General features: G+C 49.0%; 18 protein-coding genes. 11 read left to right on the top strand and 7 right to left on the bottom strand.

Features of this window, described 5'->3' with window-relative positions; translation table 11 throughout:
- Window positions 1–16 precede the first annotated feature (16 nt).
- Window positions 17–1,537, bottom strand: a complete 1,521-nt coding sequence (locus ACFQPF_RS09490) for a UDP-N-acetylmuramoyl-L-alanyl-D-glutamate--2,6-diaminopimelate ligase (RefSeq protein ID WP_379748965.1) — start codon at window positions 1,535–1,537, stop codon at window positions 17–19.
- 182 nt (window positions 1,538–1,719) lie between these two features.
- Here ACFQPF_RS09490 and ACFQPF_RS09485 point away from each other — a divergent pair, with 182 nt between their 5' ends.
- The 5 genes from ACFQPF_RS09485 to ACFQPF_RS09465 all read left to right on the top strand — a co-directional run bounded on the left by ACFQPF_RS09485 (window position 1,720) and on the right by ACFQPF_RS09465 (window position 6,727).
- The gene (locus tag ACFQPF_RS09485) at window positions 1,720–3,774 is read left to right on the top strand and encodes a catalase (RefSeq protein WP_379748963.1); all 2,055 of its coding nucleotides are present in this window, start codon (window positions 1,720–1,722) and stop codon (window positions 3,772–3,774) included.
- A 254-nt stretch (window positions 3,775–4,028) separates the two neighbouring features.
- On the top strand, window positions 4,029–4,961 hold the full coding sequence (locus ACFQPF_RS09480) for an AraC family transcriptional regulator (protein ID WP_379748961.1): 933 nt from the start codon (window positions 4,029–4,031) through the stop codon (window positions 4,959–4,961).
- 19 nt (window positions 4,962–4,980) lie between these two features.
- Window positions 4,981–5,382 (top strand): DUF1761 domain-containing protein, encoded by a 402-nt coding sequence (locus ACFQPF_RS09475; RefSeq protein WP_379748959.1) that lies wholly within the window; start codon window positions 4,981–4,983, stop codon window positions 5,380–5,382.
- Between the two features lie 87 nt (window positions 5,383–5,469).
- Window positions 5,470–6,186 (top strand): DsbA family oxidoreductase, encoded by a 717-nt coding sequence (locus ACFQPF_RS09470; protein ID WP_379748957.1) that lies wholly within the window; start codon window positions 5,470–5,472, stop codon window positions 6,184–6,186.
- Between the two features lie 388 nt (window positions 6,187–6,574).
- Window positions 6,575–6,727, top strand: coding sequence for a hypothetical protein (locus tag ACFQPF_RS09465; RefSeq protein WP_379748955.1), 153 nt, complete (start codon window positions 6,575–6,577; stop codon window positions 6,725–6,727).
- A 268-nt stretch (window positions 6,728–6,995) separates the two neighbouring features.
- Here ACFQPF_RS09465 and pepT read toward each other — a convergent pair whose 3' ends face one another.
- The 3 genes from pepT to ACFQPF_RS09450 are packed head-to-tail and all read right to left on the bottom strand — an operon-like array spanning window position 6,996 to window position 9,747.
- The gene (gene pepT, locus ACFQPF_RS09460; protein ID WP_379748953.1) at window positions 6,996–8,228 is read right to left on the bottom strand and encodes a peptidase T; all 1,233 of its coding nucleotides are present in this window, start codon (window positions 8,226–8,228) and stop codon (window positions 6,996–6,998) included.
- A 40-nt stretch (window positions 8,229–8,268) separates the two neighbouring features.
- Window positions 8,269–8,829, bottom strand: coding sequence for an AAA family ATPase (locus ACFQPF_RS09455; RefSeq protein WP_379748950.1), 561 nt, complete (start codon window positions 8,827–8,829; stop codon window positions 8,269–8,271).
- An 18-nt stretch (window positions 8,830–8,847) separates the two neighbouring features.
- Window positions 8,848–9,747: a DMT family transporter gene (locus tag ACFQPF_RS09450; RefSeq protein ID WP_379748948.1), complete on the bottom strand. Its 900-nt coding sequence runs from the start codon at window positions 9,745–9,747 to the stop codon at window positions 8,848–8,850.
- A gap of 271 nt (window positions 9,748–10,018) precedes the next feature.
- Here ACFQPF_RS09450 and ACFQPF_RS09445 point away from each other — a divergent pair, with 271 nt between their 5' ends.
- From ACFQPF_RS09445 to ACFQPF_RS09420, 6 genes are all read left to right on the top strand, one after another.
- On the top strand, window positions 10,019–11,572 hold the full coding sequence (locus tag ACFQPF_RS09445; RefSeq protein ID WP_379748946.1) for an MFS transporter: 1,554 nt from the start codon (window positions 10,019–10,021) through the stop codon (window positions 11,570–11,572).
- A gap of 311 nt (window positions 11,573–11,883) precedes the next feature.
- Window positions 11,884–12,144, top strand: a complete 261-nt coding sequence (locus ACFQPF_RS09440; RefSeq protein ID WP_379748944.1) for a hypothetical protein — start codon at window positions 11,884–11,886, stop codon at window positions 12,142–12,144.
- Window positions 12,092–13,057, top strand: a complete 966-nt coding sequence (locus ACFQPF_RS09435) for a quinone oxidoreductase family protein (protein WP_379748942.1) — start codon at window positions 12,092–12,094, stop codon at window positions 13,055–13,057. Before ACFQPF_RS09440 ends, ACFQPF_RS09435 begins: the two co-directional genes overlap by 53 nt.
- Window positions 13,058–13,063: 6 nt before the next feature.
- Window positions 13,064–13,771: a pseudouridine synthase gene (locus tag ACFQPF_RS09430; protein ID WP_379748940.1), complete on the top strand. Its 708-nt coding sequence runs from the start codon at window positions 13,064–13,066 to the stop codon at window positions 13,769–13,771.
- 104 nt (window positions 13,772–13,875) lie between these two features.
- Window positions 13,876–14,589 carry an MBL fold metallo-hydrolase gene (locus tag ACFQPF_RS09425; RefSeq protein ID WP_379748938.1) on the top strand — a complete coding sequence of 238 codons (714 nt, stop codon included), beginning with the start codon at window positions 13,876–13,878 and terminating at the stop codon, window positions 14,587–14,589.
- Between the two features lie 18 nt (window positions 14,590–14,607).
- Complete coding sequence (locus tag ACFQPF_RS09420; RefSeq protein ID WP_379748936.1) at window positions 14,608–15,177, top strand: TetR/AcrR family transcriptional regulator; 570 nt, start codon at window positions 14,608–14,610, stop codon at window positions 15,175–15,177.
- A 154-nt stretch (window positions 15,178–15,331) separates the two neighbouring features.
- On the opposite strand, the gene ACFQPF_RS09415 is transcribed toward ACFQPF_RS09420, so the two are convergent.
- From ACFQPF_RS09415 to ACFQPF_RS09405, 3 genes are all read right to left on the bottom strand, one after another.
- Complete coding sequence (locus ACFQPF_RS09415) at window positions 15,332–15,952, bottom strand: AmiS/UreI family transporter (RefSeq protein WP_379748934.1); 621 nt, start codon at window positions 15,950–15,952, stop codon at window positions 15,332–15,334.
- 267 nt (window positions 15,953–16,219) lie between these two features.
- On the bottom strand, window positions 16,220–16,564 hold the full coding sequence (locus ACFQPF_RS09410; RefSeq protein ID WP_379748932.1) for a cupin domain-containing protein: 345 nt from the start codon (window positions 16,562–16,564) through the stop codon (window positions 16,220–16,222).
- An 18-nt stretch (window positions 16,565–16,582) separates the two neighbouring features.
- A complete protein-coding gene (locus ACFQPF_RS09405) occupies window positions 16,583–17,734 on the bottom strand; it encodes a GNAT family N-acetyltransferase (RefSeq protein ID WP_379748930.1) in 1,152 nt (383 codons plus the stop codon).
- Window positions 17,735–17,763: the final 29 nt, after the last annotated feature.

The raw sequence follows: 17,763 nt of genomic DNA, 5'->3' as shown, positions 1-17,763 counted from the left end.
TTTAAATTGGTATTCGTCACGCCTCTGCATAATCCCTTTCCATCCCGCTTTGCAGCTTGTCAAAATACTCGTGGATGATGTCTTTGTCCGAATGCGGCACCTTTTTCCCTTTTATGATCTGTGCGCCGTTAATGCAGCCGCTTGTCAGGACGATAAGGTCGCCTTCTCGGCTCAGAGCCAGTGCGGCCAGTACACCTTCCCGACGTGACGGTGCTGGATGAATATGCGGTGAAAGCTTGTTTTTAAAGCCTGAGATCACATGGTTCACGATATCCTCCGGTTCATTATAGCCAGGATGATCGACGGATACGACCACTTCATCAGCCTTCCCTTCAATCGCTTCAGCCATTTTCGGCATTTTATCACGGTCTCTAATACCGATTCCAGTGATCATGACGATCAGCCGGTTGTGTGGCAGCTTTTTCACTTGCTCGATGAGATTGGAAAGCGCAACAGGTGTATGCGCATAATCCAGGATAATACTGCGGCGTCCGTATTGCTGCAGCACTTCAAATCGTCCTTCTGGTCCTTCTATGAAAGGAAGCGCCAAAAGGATGTTCGGCAGAGAATGGCCGAGCAGCACAGCCGTTCCAATCGCAGAAAGCAGGTTCGCGACATTGTAATCACCGAAAATGGGTGCGCGCACGATATACGATTTATGCTGTATCCGCAATTCAAATGAGGTGCCGTCGCTGTGTGTTTTGATGTTGGAAGCGATAATGTCTGCGTTGGACTGCTTGTCCAGACTGTACGTGATGAGCGGGCCGGAGAAGTGCTGAATGATGTCAGCGCCCATCCCTTCGTCATCACGGTTCACTACTGCCGCTTTCGCTTGCTGAAACAGCTTCAATTTCGCTTTTTTATAGTTCTCAAATGTATGGTGAAACTCCAGATGCTCTGGAGAAATATTCGTATGAATCGCTACATCAAACTCGATGCCGGCGGTACGTTTCTGTTCAATGGCGACTGAGGATACCTCCATCGCGACAAGCTGGTCGCCTTCTCGTTTGAGCAGCTCAAATAAGTGATGCAAATCGGGCGCCTCTGGCGTAGTGGGGGTTGTCTGTTCGAACGCCAGCTTACCTTTGGAAGCAAGAATGCCGTTTGTTCCAATCAATGCTGATGGCGTGTTAAGAACGTTCATTAGCGAGCGCACGTACGCTGTCACGGTCGTTTTACCGTTCGTTCCCGTTACGCCTACCGTTGTCATTTTCTCATGAATGCGGTCATGAAAAACGATGGAAAGATGCGCAAGAAACAGCCTGGCGTCTTTTACGAGTACAAACGTTAACGCTGGGTAGGATTCGGCGAATTTTCTTATCATAAGTTCGTTTTCCCCTGCAATAAGAACCGCCCCGTTTTCGGCAGCCTGCTCGATATAATGATGGCCGTCATGGTTTTCTCCGCTCACACAGACAAACGCCGATCCGGCACATGCTTTCCTTGAATCGTAAACAACTGAAGAAAGATGGACATTGGGGTTTCCGATTAGTTGAATGATTGTTAATGAAGGATGATTGCTAAGGCAAATGTTCATAATTTCTCCCTTTCGACTCTAAACTGATTCGCAGTACGTTCTATATTTCTATACCCTTAAACGCCATTTATATGCCTTGTTTAACTTTTTTGCATCAATAGTTCTAGTTTTAACGAGTGCTAACAGGGAAATAAGCAGGTATAGATACATAGCTTTTTACACATGACCGGGAGGGATAACGATTGAAAAAAGACGAACAGCTTGAGCATTATCGTTCGAACAATGACGGTGAGAAACTGACGACGAACCAGGGTGTGCGCATTAGTGATGATGAGCATTCCTTAAAAGCAGGACAGCGCGGACCGACGCTACTGGAGGATTTCCATTTTCGTGAAAAGATGACCCATTTTGACCATGAGCGCATTCCAGAGCGTGTCGTTCATGCCCGTGGCTATGCGGCACACGGCATGTTTGAAGTGTATGAATCGATGAAGGAGTACACAAAAGCAAAATTCCTTCAAGACCCTGGCGTGCAGACGCCTGTATTTGTCCGTTTTTCAACGGTAGCCGGATCGCGCGGCTCAGGGGACACGGTCCGTGATGTGCGCGGGTTCTCGACGAAATTTTATACCGAAGAAGGCAATTACGATTTAGTTGGTAATAATATTCCCGTGTTCTTCATCCAAGATGCGATAAAGTTTCCGGATCTTGTGCATGCGTTCAAGCCGGAGCCGCACAATGAAATGCCACAGGCGTCGACCGCTCATGATACGTTTTGGGACTTTGTTTCCAACAATACGGAGTCCGCACATATGGTGATGTGGGCGATGAGCGACCGTGCGATTCCGCGAAGCTACCGAATGATGGAAGGATTTGGCGTGCACACGTTTCGTTTTGTGAACGAAGAAGGCAAGGCGCGTTTCGTGAAATTCCATTGGAAGCCGAAGCTCGGCGTGCACTCGCTTGTTTGGGACGAAGCGCAGAAAATTGCAGGTAAAGACCCGGATTTCCACCGCCGCGATCTGTACGAGGCGATCGAACTGGGCAGCTTCCCGGAATATGAGCTTGGCGTACAGATGATTGATGAAGCCGATGAGTTCAGCTTCAATTTCGATATACTGGACCCGACAAAAGTGTGGCCGGAGGAAGAGGTGCCGGTAAAAATCATCGGGAAGATGACGTTAAACAAAAACGTGGATAACGTGTTCGCTGAGGCGGAGCAGGTGGCGTTCCATCCGGGTCATGTCGTGCCGGGCATCGACTTCTCGAACGATCCGCTGCTGCAAGGGCGGCTGTTCTCGTATACAGATACGCAGCTGACGCGCCTTGGCGGGCCGAACTTCCATGAGCTTCCGATCAACCGTCCGGTGTGTCCGTTCCATAATAACCAGCGCGACGGCATGCACCGTATGACGATCGACCGCGGTCCGGTTTCGTACCATAAAAACTCGCTGCAGGGGGGCTATCCGGAAACGTCTTCTGCGAGTGAAGGCGGCTACGAGCATTATCAGGAAAAAATCGACGGCAAAAAAGTAAGGCAGCGCAGTGAAAGCTTCGCCGATCATTATTCACAGGCAAGGCTGTTCTGGAACAGCATGTCGGCGGTGGAAAAGCAGCATATCGTCAAAGCGTTTTGTTTTGAGGTCGGAAAAGTAAAATCCAAGGACGTGCAGCAGCAGGTTGTTGAAATGTTCAGCAACGTCGATACGGCGCTCGCAGAAGAAATCGCGTTAAGTGTTGGAGCGAAAGTGCCTGAAAACGTGAAGCCGGTTGATGTGACCGCAGCATCCCCTGCCCTCAGCCAGGAAAACACCGTCAAGCTGCCTCAGACAAGAAAAGTGGCCGTGCTTGTGAATACTGGATTTGAAGGGAAGGAAGTGACCGCAGTGATGGACGCGCTGACGGGAGCGGGCATCACGCCAGAGGTGGTCGGACGTTATCTCGGGCCGGTTATGAGCAGTGACGGAGAGCCGCTTGAGGTGCAAAAGACGTATTTAACGACCGATTCCGTGCTGTATGACGGCGTGTTCATCGCCGGCGGCAAAGGCTTTGAAGAAAGCATGAAGGGTCTGCCGGAAGCTGAAGACTTTATTGCGGATACATTTAAGCATTTTAAAACACTTGCCGCGACAGAGAGTGCCGCGGGAGTGGTGAGGAAGCTTTGTGAAGGCAAAGGCAACCTGACGCCTGAAGCCGGTGTGCTGCTCGACGGTGGCTCCGATCCGGAGGCGTTCGGCAAAAAGCTGGTAGAAGCCATTGCCGTCGACCGGCATTGGTCGCGTGTGCAGCCGGTATAGATGATAGTTAGGGGAAGACAGCCAGATCTGGTTGTCTTCTTTTTTTGTGGATGAGGGGAGGAGATGCTTGCGGGCGGGTTTTGGGAGTTTGCGGGCAGAAATTGAAATTACCGGGCGAGAATTCAGCGTTTTCGGGCGAAAAATGAACATTTGCGGGCGAGCACAAGACTTCACAAAAAAAGGTACCGTACCCCACGCCGCATTTTCTGCACTATAATAAAAGAAACACGAGTCACACGTCAGGAGTTAATGAGATGAGCGATCAGCAAAGCCGTATTTATAAAGTGCTTGATTACATACAGAACCATTTGAATGAAAACTTGTCACTCGACATTTTGGCAGAGCAATCTACCTACTCTTCTTTCCATTTTCATCGGCTTTTTGTTGAGGTGATGAATGAAACGCCAGCTGATTATGTCAAAAGGGTGAGGATGGAAAAGGCGGCGCACATGCTGATTTATATGCCGAATATGCCAGTGACAGAGATCGCTTTTGAGTGCGGATTTACCTCTTTATCTTATTTTACAACCTCGTTTAAAGAGTATTTTAAAAGCAGTCCTAAAGCTTGGCGAGAGGGCGGCTATCTCGAAAAATTCTCCAAACCGTACTTTCATAGCAAGAAATCTAAACAAATTAGCAAGTATGAGGAAGAAAATGCGGAATCACAACATTATAATCAGTTTCAAAGGATCAATTTGGAAAGCGTCAAGGTGATAGAGCTTCCCGAGCGGAAGTTTGTGTACAAGAGTCGGTTTGGTGCGTATTCAGAGGAAGTTAGACAGACGTGGGAAGGTGTTTACCACTGGGCGAAAGCGCGTGATCTTCTGAATGAAGGGGTAACGGCTGTTGGTTTGCCTCAGAATAATCCGTATATTACGCCTCCAGATAAATGCCGGTACGACTGCTGTGTAGAGGTTCCGTCAAGCGTGAATACACGTACGGAGCTGGAAATGGTCATCATCCCGGGTGGGAAATACGTGTTTTATGAATTGGAACAGCCGGTGGATTTTAGCGAAAGACCATACTTGATTGAGTGCTATGCGGAGCTGTACAGTGTCTGGCTGCCAAGGAGCGGCTACCGGTACTTGGGAAACCCGGTGGAGTTTGTGCAGCTGCAGGAAATACCCGGTTTACTCGATCTGGAGTGCCGCGTCCAAACCATCGCGCTTCCGATCGAACCGAAATAAATGAGAGGCAGGAGTTAACATGATTGATTTTCAAGAGTTAAATGTTTTTGCGGTCATCGCTGGCGGCATATTATATATGCTGTTTGGCGCCCTTTATTATTCACCGGTCGTGTTCGGCAAAACGTGGACGGTGTTGAACGGCGCTAGAATGAGTGAGTACAGCGATGCTTTGAAATATGGCATGTCGGCCGTGACGGCTTTTGCTACTTCATTTCTCGTCGCGGTGATCATGGCAGCATCTGGAGCGGATACAGTGACAGAAGGACTAACTATAGGTGTGATGCTTAGTGTGCTTCTTTCTCTTGCTTATCTGAAGAACATGCTGTTCGGCTTAATGCCGAAAAAAGCGTACAGTATCGCAGTAGGTGACCATGTGGTGATGTTTATTCTTTTGTCCGTGCTTCATGCGGTTTGGAAGTAGGATCGCAAGCGAATTTCTTTCCATAAATATCCCAAGGCGATATACTGAACCGTAATAAAAGTTTTGTATATGGGGAGTTGTTGTGGGATGAAAGTAGAAGTATGGTCAGATATTGCGTGTCCATTCTGTTATATAGGAAAGCGTAAATTCGAGACAGCACTGCAGCAGTTTGGACAAAGTGAAGAAGTGGAAGTGGAGTTTAAAAGCTTCGAGCTGGATCCGAACGCGCCAAAAGGATCGAGCATGAAAACGTATGAAATGCTTGCGAAAAAATATGGCATGAGTCTGGAGCAGGCGAAGGCGACGAGCGAAAACGTTGCGTTGCAGGCAAGTGCAGTCGGTCTCGAGTTTCATTTTGATAAAACCGTGCTGACGAATACAAGGGATGCTCACCGCTTGATTCATTTTGCTGATGCTAAAGATAAGAGCAAGGAAATGAAGGAGCGTCTGTTAAAAGCGTATTTCACAGACGGAGTGGATGTCGGCGATCATGACGTGCTTGTCCGTCTGGCGGAGGAAACCGGATTGGACGGGGAAGAAGCGGCACTCATGCTGTCGGATGGCTCTTACCGAGCAGAAGTCGAGCGCGATGAAGCGGAAGCACGCGAATTGAACATCACAGGTGTTCCGTTTTTCGTGTTCAACCGCAAGTATGCGGTGTCTGGCGCGCAAAATCCGGACCATTTTCTGGACGTGCTGAACCAAGTGTATGAGGAAGAAAAAGGGAAGCCGGCTTTCAAAATGATGAACAACCAGTCCAAGACAGAGTATTGCAGCGGAGATAACTGCGGCGAGGAAGAATAGGCAAAGAGTCCCCTGAATGGCATAATGATGCGGTTTGGGGGCTTTTGTATAGCGAGGAGAACTTCCTTATATAGAAGATATAATTAACGAATAAAGATTATCTGGAGGAAACACTTGAGCAAACTGGACAAGATACTGCTTATAATCATAGCTATTATTATTCTACTAGTTTTGGTGCCGATTGCATTAAGCGGACTTTAATGTGCAAGATTATGTTTATGCATCTAATGGAGATTAGCCGCTCTAGAGCTCTTCTTGATTTCTAAAACTGAATACTAAAACTGAATACTATTGCGGTTAAAATAAATGGAGGTAGCTCTTGATAGTCTAGCTATAAGAAGCTGGCTGTTAAGGGTTATTTGTTTTAGATGTTGAGCGGGCACTATGAATGGCGCGCAAGGAGTGGAAAACGGAGCACAAGCCTCCAGAACGCTGTTCAAGCCGCGCGCATTCTGAAGAAAACGGCGTGCAATCTCTTTACGGCGCGAAAAACCGGTTGAACGGCGCGCAAAGTATTGGAACCGGAGTGAATTTCATTTAATATGGCGCGCATTTCATAAAAATTGGTGCGCAAAACAAAATAAAGATTAATGGCATTACTCCGGGAAGGTGCTAGGATAGGGAACGGCTTGAATGTTCATTAAATCCGCTCGCATCCTCACGAAAATGGCGTGAAACCTCTTGAAAAAACGTTTGAACGGCGCGCATTTTCCAGCCTATCAAAAAAACAATTGGGGTCCGGTACCACATCAGTCAAATCCCCGCGACAGCGCGGTGTTTTGGCTGCTGGTACCGGACCCCGACTAGTGTTAGGCTCTCTCTTCGTAAAGCTTAATGATCTCAATCATCACGTTGACGGCTTTTTCCATGTTGTCGACGGAAACGAACTCGTATTTGCCGTGGTAGTTCTCGCCGCCTGTGAAGATATTTGGCGTTGGAAGACCCATGTACGATAGCTGCGATCCGTCAGTGCCGCCGCGAATCGGCTCGATGATTGGCTCGATATTAAACTTTTTCATCGCATCGGATGCGATTTCCACAATCTCCTTTACCGGTTCAATCTTCTCTCTCATGTTGTAGTACTGATCTTCCATTTGAAGCGTTACGCTCTTTTTGCCGTACTTTTCCTGAAATTCCGCAACGATTTCCTGAACGAGTGCCTTGCGGGCTTCGAACTGGTCGCGGTCATGGTCACGGATGATGTATTGCAGCGTGGTGTTCTCGACATCGCCGTTGATTTCTGTCAGGTGGAAAAATCCTTCATAATTCTCCGTATGCTCAGGTGCTTCGTCGGCTGGAAGCTGGCTGTTGAACGCCATCGCGATTTTAGCGGAGTTCACCATCTTGTCCTTTGCCGAACCCGGGTGCACGTTGCTCCCTTTAAACGAAATTTTCGCGTAAGCAGCGTTAAAGCTTTCGTACTGCAGCTCACCGAGCGGTCCGCCGTCCATCGTGTACGCGTATTTTGCGCGGAACGCTTCGACATCGAACTTGTGTGGTCCGCGGCCGATCTCTTCATCGGGCGTGAACGCGACACGGATCTCGCCATGCTTGATGTCAGGGTTTGCGATCAGATAAGCCATTGCTGTCATGATCTCAGCGATCCCCGCTTTGTTGTCAGCGCCTAAAAGTGTCGTGCCGTCTGTCGTGATCAGCGTGTGGCCGACATAGTTTTTGAGATTCGGGAACATGCTTGGTGAGAGCACGATGTCTTGCTCTTCGTTCAGAACAATTTCACCGCCGTCATAATTTTCATGCAGCTGAGGGTTCACGTTTGTTCCGGTAAAATCGGTCGCCGTATCCACATGCGCCAGAAAGCCGATCACGGGCACGTCTTTGTCTGTATTCGAAGGCAGCGTCGCCATCACATAGCCGAATTCATCAATCGAGACTTCTTCCATCCCGATAAACTTCAGCTCGCCGACCAGCTCGTTCGCCAGCTCCAGCTGTCCTGGTGTGGACGGGCACGATTCGTTTTCATAGTTTGACTGCGTATCGATTTTCACATAAGAAGTTAGGCGTTCAATCAGTTCGTTCTTCATGTTTTCATCTCCTATTGAATATGTATTCTGTCCTTTACCATTATAACTGGAATTTGGTTTTGATGAGCTGTGCGGTTTCTTCGGCTGCAAGCTTTGTATTGTTGATTTTCATATAGTTGTGTCGTGTAATTTCGCCTTCGTTTGAATTTAAACGGTACATATCAGCCGATGTTTTCAATTCTTTATCGGACCACGCCACGTCCCGCTTAGTCGGCTTATGCTGCAATCGGTGCTCTGTCCTGTTGCGTACAAGCCTAGTGTTCAGCTCGGTCTCTAGCTCTACAAAATAAACCTCTGCACCATGTTTTTCGAACTGAGCGACAGTACGGTTCACGAAATCCCAGTCGCTAGGCTCATTAAATGCCCACACATAGGTGAAAATGAGGCCGTACATCTCGCTTTTCGCCGCTTCTTCAAACATTTCCTGCCGAAACAATTTGACGAGACGGTTAAATGATGGCGTCCCGTGATCAAAAAATGGAGTGATGAGGTCAATCGTCATATGGTTGTGAAAAAGCTTGAGCGGTGTGATTTTTTCGAGCTCATGTCCGACCGTCATTTTGCCTGACGCCTGTGGTCCGAATAAAAGAATAAACTTCATGTTTCTCTTCCTTTCAACTTAACTAGTAAACACTTTTTTCGATGTGGCAGGGCTGGATTTGTTTTTCCGGCTCGCTAAATAAACACCGGCAAACACGAGAACGCCGCCGAGTACTTGGACAGCTGTGATGCTTTTACCGAGCATGATGCTCAAGACCGCCGTAAAGACCGTGATCAGGTTCAGGTAGATGCCGGCCCGGCCAGGACCTGTCCGGCGAATCGCCGTATTCCATAAAAGGTAGGAACCGACAGAAGGGAAAAGTGCGATATACATCAAGCCAGCCGCCGCTTGTCCGCTCAGTTCTTGAGGCACTCCGTCCACCAAGAAGAAGGGGAGCAGGGTACATAGCCCGAGCGCGACGGAGACTGCTGTTGCAGCGATCGGTGGAGTGCCTCTTAACCGCCGTCCGATAATGGAATACATCGTCCACACTAAAATGGCGAGCAGCATGAACAAGTCGCCTTTGTTGTAATCAATGCTAAAAACACGCAGCAAATGGCCGTCAGTCAGCACGAATAAAACGCCAGCGAGGGAGATCAGCAGACCCACTATATTTGCTTTGGAGATTCTTTCTTTTAACAACAAAAAAGAAAAAAGAACAAGTAGTGCCGGATTTAGCGAATTGACGAGTGCGGCGTTCATGGAGGAGGTGTGCTGCAGCGCCTCGTAAAGAATCGTGTTGTAGCCGATAATGCCGAGAAGCGACATAACGAGCAGTGTTTTCCATTCACGCCAGACGAGCCGCCAGTTCGGCTTTTCAACAAAATGAGCGGCGGGAAACAGCAGGAAGACCGCGATCAGCCAGCGCAGAAACGTCAGCTGAACGGGGGACAGCTCGATCACCACGCTTTTGGCAAACACATAGTTCCCGGCCCAAAACAAGTTGGCGAGAACGAGATACGCATAATATTTTTTCATGAAATTTTAGTCTCCATAGGAGGATTTGTCTTAATTTTCAACCAATATTAACAGACAAGGAGAAGTGGTGCAATAGTGCGCTTTATACGTTGAAAAGGAAATGGAGGCTGGAGAGTTGAGAAGAGTACAGCGTTTGGCACTTGAATGAAAAGAGGGAAAGCTATGTGTGCTTAGGGTATAAAGTGAAACCGAAAATTATTTCATAGTTCGTTTATTTATGTTTGCACGGGGTGTATTCTGGTTGTAGCTTACTAGGAAAGAAGGGACGCATATGCAGGATAAACGGATGAAGTATGTGGTGCTCGCGATGGCTCTTGGGCTGTTCATGTCATCGCTCGATAACACAATCGTGTCGGCGAGCATTAATGAAGTCATCAAGGATATCGGCGGGTTTGAAAAGATGAGCTGGATCTTTACGGCGTATATGCTGGCGGCGACGAGCACGATGCTCGTATTCGGCAAGATGAGCGACCTTTTCGGACGGAAAAAGTTCTACATGATTGGCATCGGGCTGTTTCTTCTCGGATCAGCGCTATGCGGCATGGCGGAAACGATCGATCAGCTGATTTTTTACCGCGTCATTCAAGGCATCGGTTCGGGTGCCATTTTCCCGATTTCGTTCACGATTATTTATTCCGTATCGACCAGTCCGAAGCAGGCAGCGAAAATGTCTGGCGTGTTCGCAGGCATATTTGGCATCTCATCTGTCCTCGGACCGCAAATTGGCACGTGGATCAGTGAAGCGTCGTGGCTCGGCTGGCGCTGGTGTTTCTATGTGAATTTGCCGTTCGGGATATTGTCGATGATTACGCTCTTCTTCGCGCTGAAGGAATCCAAATCGGACAAAAAGCCGAAAGTGGATTATATGGGGACACTGCTGTTGATCTCATCAACAGTTATGCTGCTGCTCGGACTAGAGTGGGGTGGCAAGGATTATGATTGGAATTCGGTTCCAATTATCGGATTGTTCGCTGGCGCGGCCATTTCAATCGCTCTGTTCGTGTGGGTGGAGCTTCGTGCGGAAGAGCCTGTTCTGCCACTGTCCATCTTTAAAGACAGAATGGTGCTCGGCACGAGTGTTGTCGTCTTCTGCCAAGGGGCGATCATGTTCTCGGCAATCACGTACTTGCCGATATTGTCTGTTGCGGTCATCGGAAACGAGAACTCCAACAGCGTGCTGACACCGATGATGTTCCCGATCATGGTCGGGGCCATTCTAGGTGGTTTTCTTTGCACGAAAATCAGGTTCCGCACGATCATGGCGGTGTCGATGGGGACAGGGATCGTCGTGGCGTATTTGCTCGGTACGATTACACATAAAACCGATCAATGGGCGGTCACGATGATTATGGTTGCACTCGGACTTATCGTGCTCGGTCCGCTCATGAGCGTATCGCAAAACGCGGTCGCACAGTCGGTCGACGCTCGTTATATCGGAATCGCTTCATCGGTCGTCGGATTTTGGCGCAGCATCGGCGGAGTTATGGGCGCGGCGATCACGGCCACGATCGTGAACAGCCATTTAAAAGACAAGATGAACGAGTTCATGGCCACATCCGGCATGCCTGCCGGACAGGTGGAAAAGATGGCGAAACCGGAAATTTTGATGCAGGATGAGATCAAACTGCCGCCAGAAGTGGCGTCGTTCTTGCGGGATGCGGTGGAATCTGCGCTACATAACGGATTTTACGTCGGCCTGGTTGCCTGCTCGATTGGTTTGGTCGTTGCTTTAAGTGTCGGTGGCGCGAAGTATGTGTTCGCCAAGAAAACGGGACCAGAAGGCGTGCACGAAGAAAAGAAAGAGCGTGAACTGGTGACAACATAATTGTAAGCCTGAGGCATTTGTCCTCAGGCTTATTTTTTACGGCAAGCTAACTGTGCTTGAAGGCTGGCGCGAAAACTGTATAAAGTGGCTTGCAAGTTTAGGAAGCGTAAAGAAACCCGCTAGCAAATTAATGGAAATGGCGCGTAACAGCCGAACGGCGCGAATGGCGAGTCAACCGGCGCGCATAGTAGGTGGGGCCGCGCGAAATTTTAATATATGGCGTGCAAATAAAAAAATTGGCGCGAAAGAGGTTTGGGGTAGAGATGTGACTTGATTATGTTCAAGCTCAAAGTTCATGGGGAGTGAAAGATTTGAAAACCAGCTTGAATCATGCTTGTACTGGCGCGCAACAGCTCAAAACTCGTTTCAAACCGCGCGCATTGTATTTCTCAGAAATTATTGTTTTACTCATTTGTAAAGAAAGCTCAAAATTGACGGCAATCGCCTCAGTTTCTAAAATGAAGGGTGAAGTTAGGGTTCATACTATTAATGTAGGTACATACGAAAGCAGGGATAATCATGAAAGCATTGGTTTTTCATACATTTGGCGGGCCAGAGGTTTTGAAATATGAGGATTTGCCTGAACCGGTGATCAAAAGTGACGAGGTTCTTGTGCGCATGAAGGCGATCGGCTTGAACTTTGCCGATGTGTACCGCCGTAAAGGCAATTATCATCTGGCTGGGAAACCGCCGTATATTCCGGGTTATGAGGGTGCAGGTGTTGTCGAGCAGGTAGGCGAAAATGTGAAAGGCATTCGGCCGGGAGACCGCATCGGGTTTGCCGACGTGCCGTTCGCGAACGCCGAGCTTGTGGCAGTACCGTTTGAAAAAGTGATTCCGCTGCCGGATGATATTTCGTTTGAGACGGCTTCTTCTATCTTTTTGCAAGGGTTGACGGCGCATTATTTAACGCGCGACAGCTATCCGGTTAAACTGGGCACGACGGTGCTCGTGCACGCGGCGGCAGGCGGAGTCGGCCAGCTGCTCGTTCAGATGGCAAAGCTTTTAGGCGGACGTGTGATCGGTCTTACGTCGTCTGACGAAAAAGCTGCGGCGGCGAGGGAAGCCGGAGCGGATGTCGTGTATTTGTACAACGGTGACTGGAAACAAAAGGTGCTGGATGCGACAGAGGGCAGAGGCGTTGATGTGGTGTACGAATCGGTCGGATCGACGCTGATGCAGAGCTTTGAAGCAACAAGAATCGGCGGAACGGTCGTGTTTTATGGCATGGCGGGCGGAGATCCGGTGCCGGTCGATCCGCGCATGTTGATGGACACGTCCAAAACGCTGACTGGCGGGGATTTGTGGAACGTGCTGACAAACCGCGAAGAGCGGGTGAAGCGTTCTGCTGAGCTGTTCGGCTGGATTGCAGAAGGACAGCTGAAGGTAGCAGAGCCGACGGTGTTTGCGTTAAGCGAAGGAAGCAAGGCGCACGAGCTTTTAGAAAGCCGAAAAAGCACGGGCAAGATTTTGCTGCGTCCCTAAGTTATTATGCGTATTCAAAAATACATGAGCGAAACGGGGCAGTACTCGCGCCGTGAAACAGACCGGCTGATCGCGGCTGGTCGCGTTACGGTGAACGGCGAGGTGTGCCATAAGGATACGGTGGTTGGTGAGCGTGACGCGGTGAGTGTGGACGGTGAGATTGTAGAGCGGCAGCAGGAAGTTCGCCGTGTTTATATTGTGCTGAACAAACCGCGCGGCATCACGACGACTGCCCAGCCGGCGGTTGAAGGAAATATCATCGATTTTTTAGGCTACCCAGAGCGCATTTTTCCTGTCGGGCGACTCGATAAAGATTCGGAAGGACTGATGCTGCTGACGAATGACGGCAGCATCGTGAACAGTATCATGAAGTCAGAGTTCGGCCATGAAAAAGAGTACGAGGTCACGGTGGATCAGCCGGTGACACAGCTGTTTTTAGAGAAGATGGCTAGTGGTGTTGAGATTCTAGGCGGAGTTCGGACGCTGCCGTGCCGCGCGTGGCAGGTGAGCCCGTTCGTGTTCCGCATCGTCCTCACACAAGGTTTGAACCGCCAGATCCGGCGGATGTGCAAAACATTGGGTTATGAGGTGACGAGATTGAAGCGAGTGAGGCTCATTAATTTGAACCTTGATGGCTTGGAGACGGGAGATTGGCGGGAGTTGAGAATGCTAGAACTGGATGAACTGAAAAGAATGCTGCAGGGAGAGAGCTGATAGGGCTTTCTCTTTTTTTGTCGAACGATTCTTTGCACAAAACTAATGGTATTAGTATAAAATAAAACTAACATCATTAGTTTTTGAGGAAGGGGTTTGTTTATATGAGGATTGTGAAGGAGCAGACCGTTTATCAGCTCACGTCTTTGCCCCGCATATTTCCTGTGAACTGTTATTTAGTTGAAGAAGAGAACGAGCTCACACTAGTGGACGCAGCGATGTCGTTCAGCGCTAAGGGGATATTGAAAGCAGCGCAAGCAATCGGGAAGCCGATCACTCGCATCGTTTTGACACATGCACACGTAGATCATGTGGGTGCGCTTGACCGTGTGAAAGCAGATTTTCCGGAGGCGGTGGTTTTCATTTCAAGGAGAGATGCGCGCATATTGGAAGGCGACCGGTCGCTCGACAGTCATGAGGCGCAGACGCCGATCAAAGGCGGTGTGCCGAAAAAAATGGTCACAAGGCCAGATGTGCTGCTTGAGGACGGAGACCGTGTCGGCTCAATGCTAGCGATCTCATCACCTGGGCACACACCGGGTTCGATGTCTTTTCTAGATAGCCGAAACCACATCCTCATCGCAGGAGATGCGTTCCAGACGAGAGCAGGGTTCGCGATTGCCGGGCAGGTGCGTGTTGGGTTTCCGTTTCCCGCATTCGGCACATGGGATAAAAAAACGGCCCTAGTGAGTGCGGAAAAGCTGCTTTCTTTTCAGCCGTCCGTTCTGGCAATCGGGCATGGCGAGATGTTAAAAAAGCCTGTAGCATACATCCGTACTGCGATTGCGGCTGAGGAAGCGGCAGCAGCAAAGGTTTGATGCAAAGGAGAGAAAGTGATGTCACCTAGAATTGGCTTGGATTTTGATAAGGTACTGAACGAAGCGGCGGAAATCGTGGACAGCGAAGGATTTGGCTCGTTAACATTAGCGGTTTTGGCGAAAAAGCTTAACATCCGTCCGCCATCGCTGTACAACCATGTGGCAGGGCTTCCCGCGTTAAAGCAGAAGCTTGCGGTTTTTGGTCTAGAGAGATTGTTTGCAGTTATGGAAGAAGCGTCAAAAGGTGAAATTGGTGATGCTGCGATCCGTCGTGTCGGCGCGTCTTATGTGAATTTTGTTCGATCTCATCAGGGGTTATATGAGGCAGGATGTAAGGCAGTAGACCATAACGACAAAGAACAGGTAGCAGCGGGAAGAAAAATTGTGGAGCTGTCGCTGAAACTGCTGCAGCCGTATGGATTGAGTGAGCAAGACGCACTTCATGCCGTCCGAGGATTGCGCAGCTTGTTGCACGGTTTTGTCTCGATTGAACAGAGCGGAGGATTCGGGCTGGATCTTGATCTGGATCAAAGCTTGCAGTTCATATTGGATCGGTATTTGGCGGGGTTACAAAGAAGTTCAAATTAAATTTTCGGGCGAAATTTACATTCTGCGGGCGAAATATGATCGCTTTCAGGCGAGATTCAAAATTTGCGGGCAAGAAATAAGTTTTTTCGGGCAAGTGCTCATTTAAGAAGATAACAAAAAGGAAGGACACCGCAGCGGCGGGCCTTCCTTTTTTCTATGCAGTCTGTGTTTTCATCTCTTTTTTCATCGTGCTCACATAACGCGCCGTGACGATAACGAAGTACAGGATCGATGCGAGTGAAACGAACAGCCAGATCTGCTGAACGGCTGGTGTGCTCCAGACGCCGAGCATCATGAGCATCGCGGGCACGGTTAACGTTGTCCAAGATTGTACGAACGCGATTTTGCCGATATACGCATCAATCGGCTTTTTAACGGCGGATAACAGGTAGAACAGAAACCATAGATACGCCCACATGACCCAGATCAGTGTGTTGACGATGTCGTTTTGCTGGACGAAGTATACCGCTGCATAGACGAGTGCCACGATCGCGACCCATAGTGAGTACCAGCCGAGTCCTGTTGTGTCCAGATCTTTCAATATCGTGACGCCTAAGTAAAGGTACGTGAGGCCGAACAGGAAAATGGCTCCGTTGTTGAACGTGGCCCAGCTCGAGCCGTCCGATGTGATGACAAGATAAAATGGCGCGGCGATCTGGAATGCGCCGACAAACAAGTTAAAAATCGCTGCGCTGCGGGCATCTGCTTTGCCGGAAAGCATCATGCTGTTAATGAAAAGCGCGGCGCCTGATAAAAATAATCCGATAGCTCCCATATGTGAACCTGCCGAGTGTAGCGGGCAGGACAACCTCCTTTTTGTCTGTGAACGTGAAGATGTCAGACCTCTGACTTATTCATGATAGTCAATTTTATAGAGAACATCAATAGCGCTTTCACTGGAAATTGTGGTGGTCTGATGAATTTGCCTAATATTTGAGGAGAATGGAGCACATCGGGAAGCTGTCGTGCTTGAATAACGCTGCTTTTGCGTGAAATTAACAAACCCCTTTTCATAAATACTGAAAAGGGGCTATCACCGTTTTTATTTTTCTGGCATAAGGGGTGAAAGATCTTCGCTCTCGATCACGATTGCGGTCAGCCCCGAATCTGTTCGAGTTTCGTGGCCTTCACCTTTTTGCCAAAACACCGCATCTCCAGCTTTTACCGTTTTTTCTTCATTTTCCGTACGCACAACACCTTCACCGCCCACGACAACTAGGAGCTGAGGTATAACAGCCTCATGGTATCCGACAATCCCTCCAGCATCTAAATGCATGCAACCGATATGGGCATTGACACCGGTCTTTGCGATGCGGGACATAATGAAATTGGAATCAAACTTAGAAATACGTTTGCCTGAAGCAGAATCAAATCGATAGATGTTCATGTTCGTTTTTTCTCCTTTTTAAAAGAAATCAATAAAGCACACCGGCTTTTTCGTAGCGGCCGATACCAGGGCGTTAAGGTCTTCGCGGGGTCCAGTGATTTGTCCGGTCTCGTAAAGAACGGCTGCAGGTACCGCGTTCAGCAAAACCGCAGTCAAAGTGCCGACATCCATCGTCAAACCTGTGCTGCTGTCGCCTGGTGTAACACCGCCCGGGCCGATCTGGAATGCGGCGTTGTTCCATGAACACTGCTTGTCAGTGACAGCAATGGTGATGGGCCGTGTGATGTTTTCAAATTCATACTGTTTCAGAAACGCCTCAACATCTACGATACGTGCCATGAAATACGGGTGTGTTTCCTGTGTGATGCGCGGGTTCTGCAGCAGGAAAGGCAGCTGGTCGTCATTTGGCGCGATGATCTTCACCTTATCGACCATCGAGTCGTGCTGGGCGATAAAGTTCCAGAGTGCTCGGCGAGCCGCTTCCGTAACGTACACCATTTCCTGAACGTCGAGCAGCTTGTCAGCGGCTTTGCAGCAAAGGTAGCCCTCGGCTTCATTGTTTTCGTTAAAATAAACGACGCGGTTGTAGCCGTCCGTGAACACATGATGGTTCCACCACGTGTCGTTGCGGCGCACGAGCATATGATTGTATTTTTCGAACCATTGCTCATATATCGTGTTTAGGACGTCGTTGCCTTCGTCTTTTCCAAACCGCATGATCCGTCCCGGTCCATCTGGGTAACGGAACAGGTCTTTCTTTTCGAGCGTGTATTTTTTTACCGATGCGGTCAGTTCCCACCCGAAACGGCGGTAAAAGGCAATGTCGAATGGATGAAGGAGGCTGATGGTCTGGCCGCGTTCTTTCATAGAAAGCAGTGATTGTCTCAAAAGGCGTGAAACAGAGCCCTTGCGGCGGTGTTCCGGATAAGTCGCCACACCTGCCACTCCGCCAATCTCAAACAGCTTGTTTCCGATGTTAATTTGCATATGAAGGATGTGCAGCTTGGAAATGAGTGCCTCGTCCTCGTACTCGCCCCAAATTTCATGCGACTTCAGCATATTGATGCGCCTCTCATAATCCTCATTAGAAACTTTATATTGAAACGCATATTCAGAAAGCTTGATGGCTTCGTCAAAGTCTTGTTCCGTTAATGTGCGCATTTTGATCATGAGTACCGGACCCCCAATTGGTTTATGTA

This window comes from Fictibacillus iocasae (genome assembly GCF_042665465.1).
Classification (GTDB): Bacteria; Bacillota; Bacilli; order Bacillales; family Fictibacillaceae; genus Fictibacillus; species Fictibacillus iocasae.
Note: the sequence above shows the minus strand (reverse complement) of the source record. Positions and strands in the feature narration are given on the sequence as shown.

What these genes read in the sequence shown, in the direction of transcription:
- ACFQPF_RS09415 (WP_379748934.1), bottom strand. Translation starts at nt 15,952, where the DNA reads ATGGGAGCTATCGGATTATTTTTATCAGGCGCCGCGCTTTTCATTAAC.
- ACFQPF_RS09450 (WP_379748948.1), bottom strand. Translation starts at nt 9,747, where the DNA reads ATGAAAAAATATTATGCGTATCTCGTTCTCGCCAACTTGTTTTGGGCC.
- ACFQPF_RS09490 (WP_379748965.1), bottom strand. Translation starts at nt 1,537, where the DNA reads ATGAACATTTGCCTTAGCAATCATCCTTCATTAACAATCATTCAACTA.
- ACFQPF_RS09455 (WP_379748950.1), bottom strand. Translation starts at nt 8,829, where the DNA reads ATGAAGTTTATTCTTTTATTCGGACCACAGGCGTCAGGCAAAATGACG.
- ACFQPF_RS09465 (WP_379748955.1), top strand. Translation starts at nt 6,575, where the DNA reads ATGGCGCGCAAGGAGTGGAAAACGGAGCACAAGCCTCCAGAACGCTGT.
- ACFQPF_RS09425 (WP_379748938.1), top strand. Translation starts at nt 13,876, where the DNA reads ATGAGGATTGTGAAGGAGCAGACCGTTTATCAGCTCACGTCTTTGCCC.
- ACFQPF_RS09445 (WP_379748946.1), top strand. Translation starts at nt 10,019, where the DNA reads ATGCAGGATAAACGGATGAAGTATGTGGTGCTCGCGATGGCTCTTGGG.
- ACFQPF_RS09420 (WP_379748936.1), top strand. Translation starts at nt 14,608, where the DNA reads ATGTCACCTAGAATTGGCTTGGATTTTGATAAGGTACTGAACGAAGCG.
- ACFQPF_RS09410 (WP_379748932.1), bottom strand. Translation starts at nt 16,564, where the DNA reads ATGAACATCTATCGATTTGATTCTGCTTCAGGCAAACGTATTTCTAAG.
- pepT (WP_379748953.1), bottom strand. Translation starts at nt 8,228, where the DNA reads ATGAAGAACGAACTGATTGAACGCCTAACTTCTTATGTGAAAATCGAT.
- ACFQPF_RS09435 (WP_379748942.1), top strand. Translation starts at nt 12,092, where the DNA reads ATGAAAGCATTGGTTTTTCATACATTTGGCGGGCCAGAGGTTTTGAAA.
- ACFQPF_RS09480 (WP_379748961.1), top strand. Translation starts at nt 4,029, where the DNA reads ATGAGCGATCAGCAAAGCCGTATTTATAAAGTGCTTGATTACATACAG.
- ACFQPF_RS09475 (WP_379748959.1), top strand. Translation starts at nt 4,981, where the DNA reads ATGATTGATTTTCAAGAGTTAAATGTTTTTGCGGTCATCGCTGGCGGC.
- ACFQPF_RS09430 (WP_379748940.1), top strand. Translation starts at nt 13,064, where the DNA reads ATGCGTATTCAAAAATACATGAGCGAAACGGGGCAGTACTCGCGCCGT.
- ACFQPF_RS09470 (WP_379748957.1), top strand. Translation starts at nt 5,470, where the DNA reads ATGAAAGTAGAAGTATGGTCAGATATTGCGTGTCCATTCTGTTATATA.
- ACFQPF_RS09405 (WP_379748930.1), bottom strand. Translation starts at nt 17,734, where the DNA reads ATGATCAAAATGCGCACATTAACGGAACAAGACTTTGACGAAGCCATC.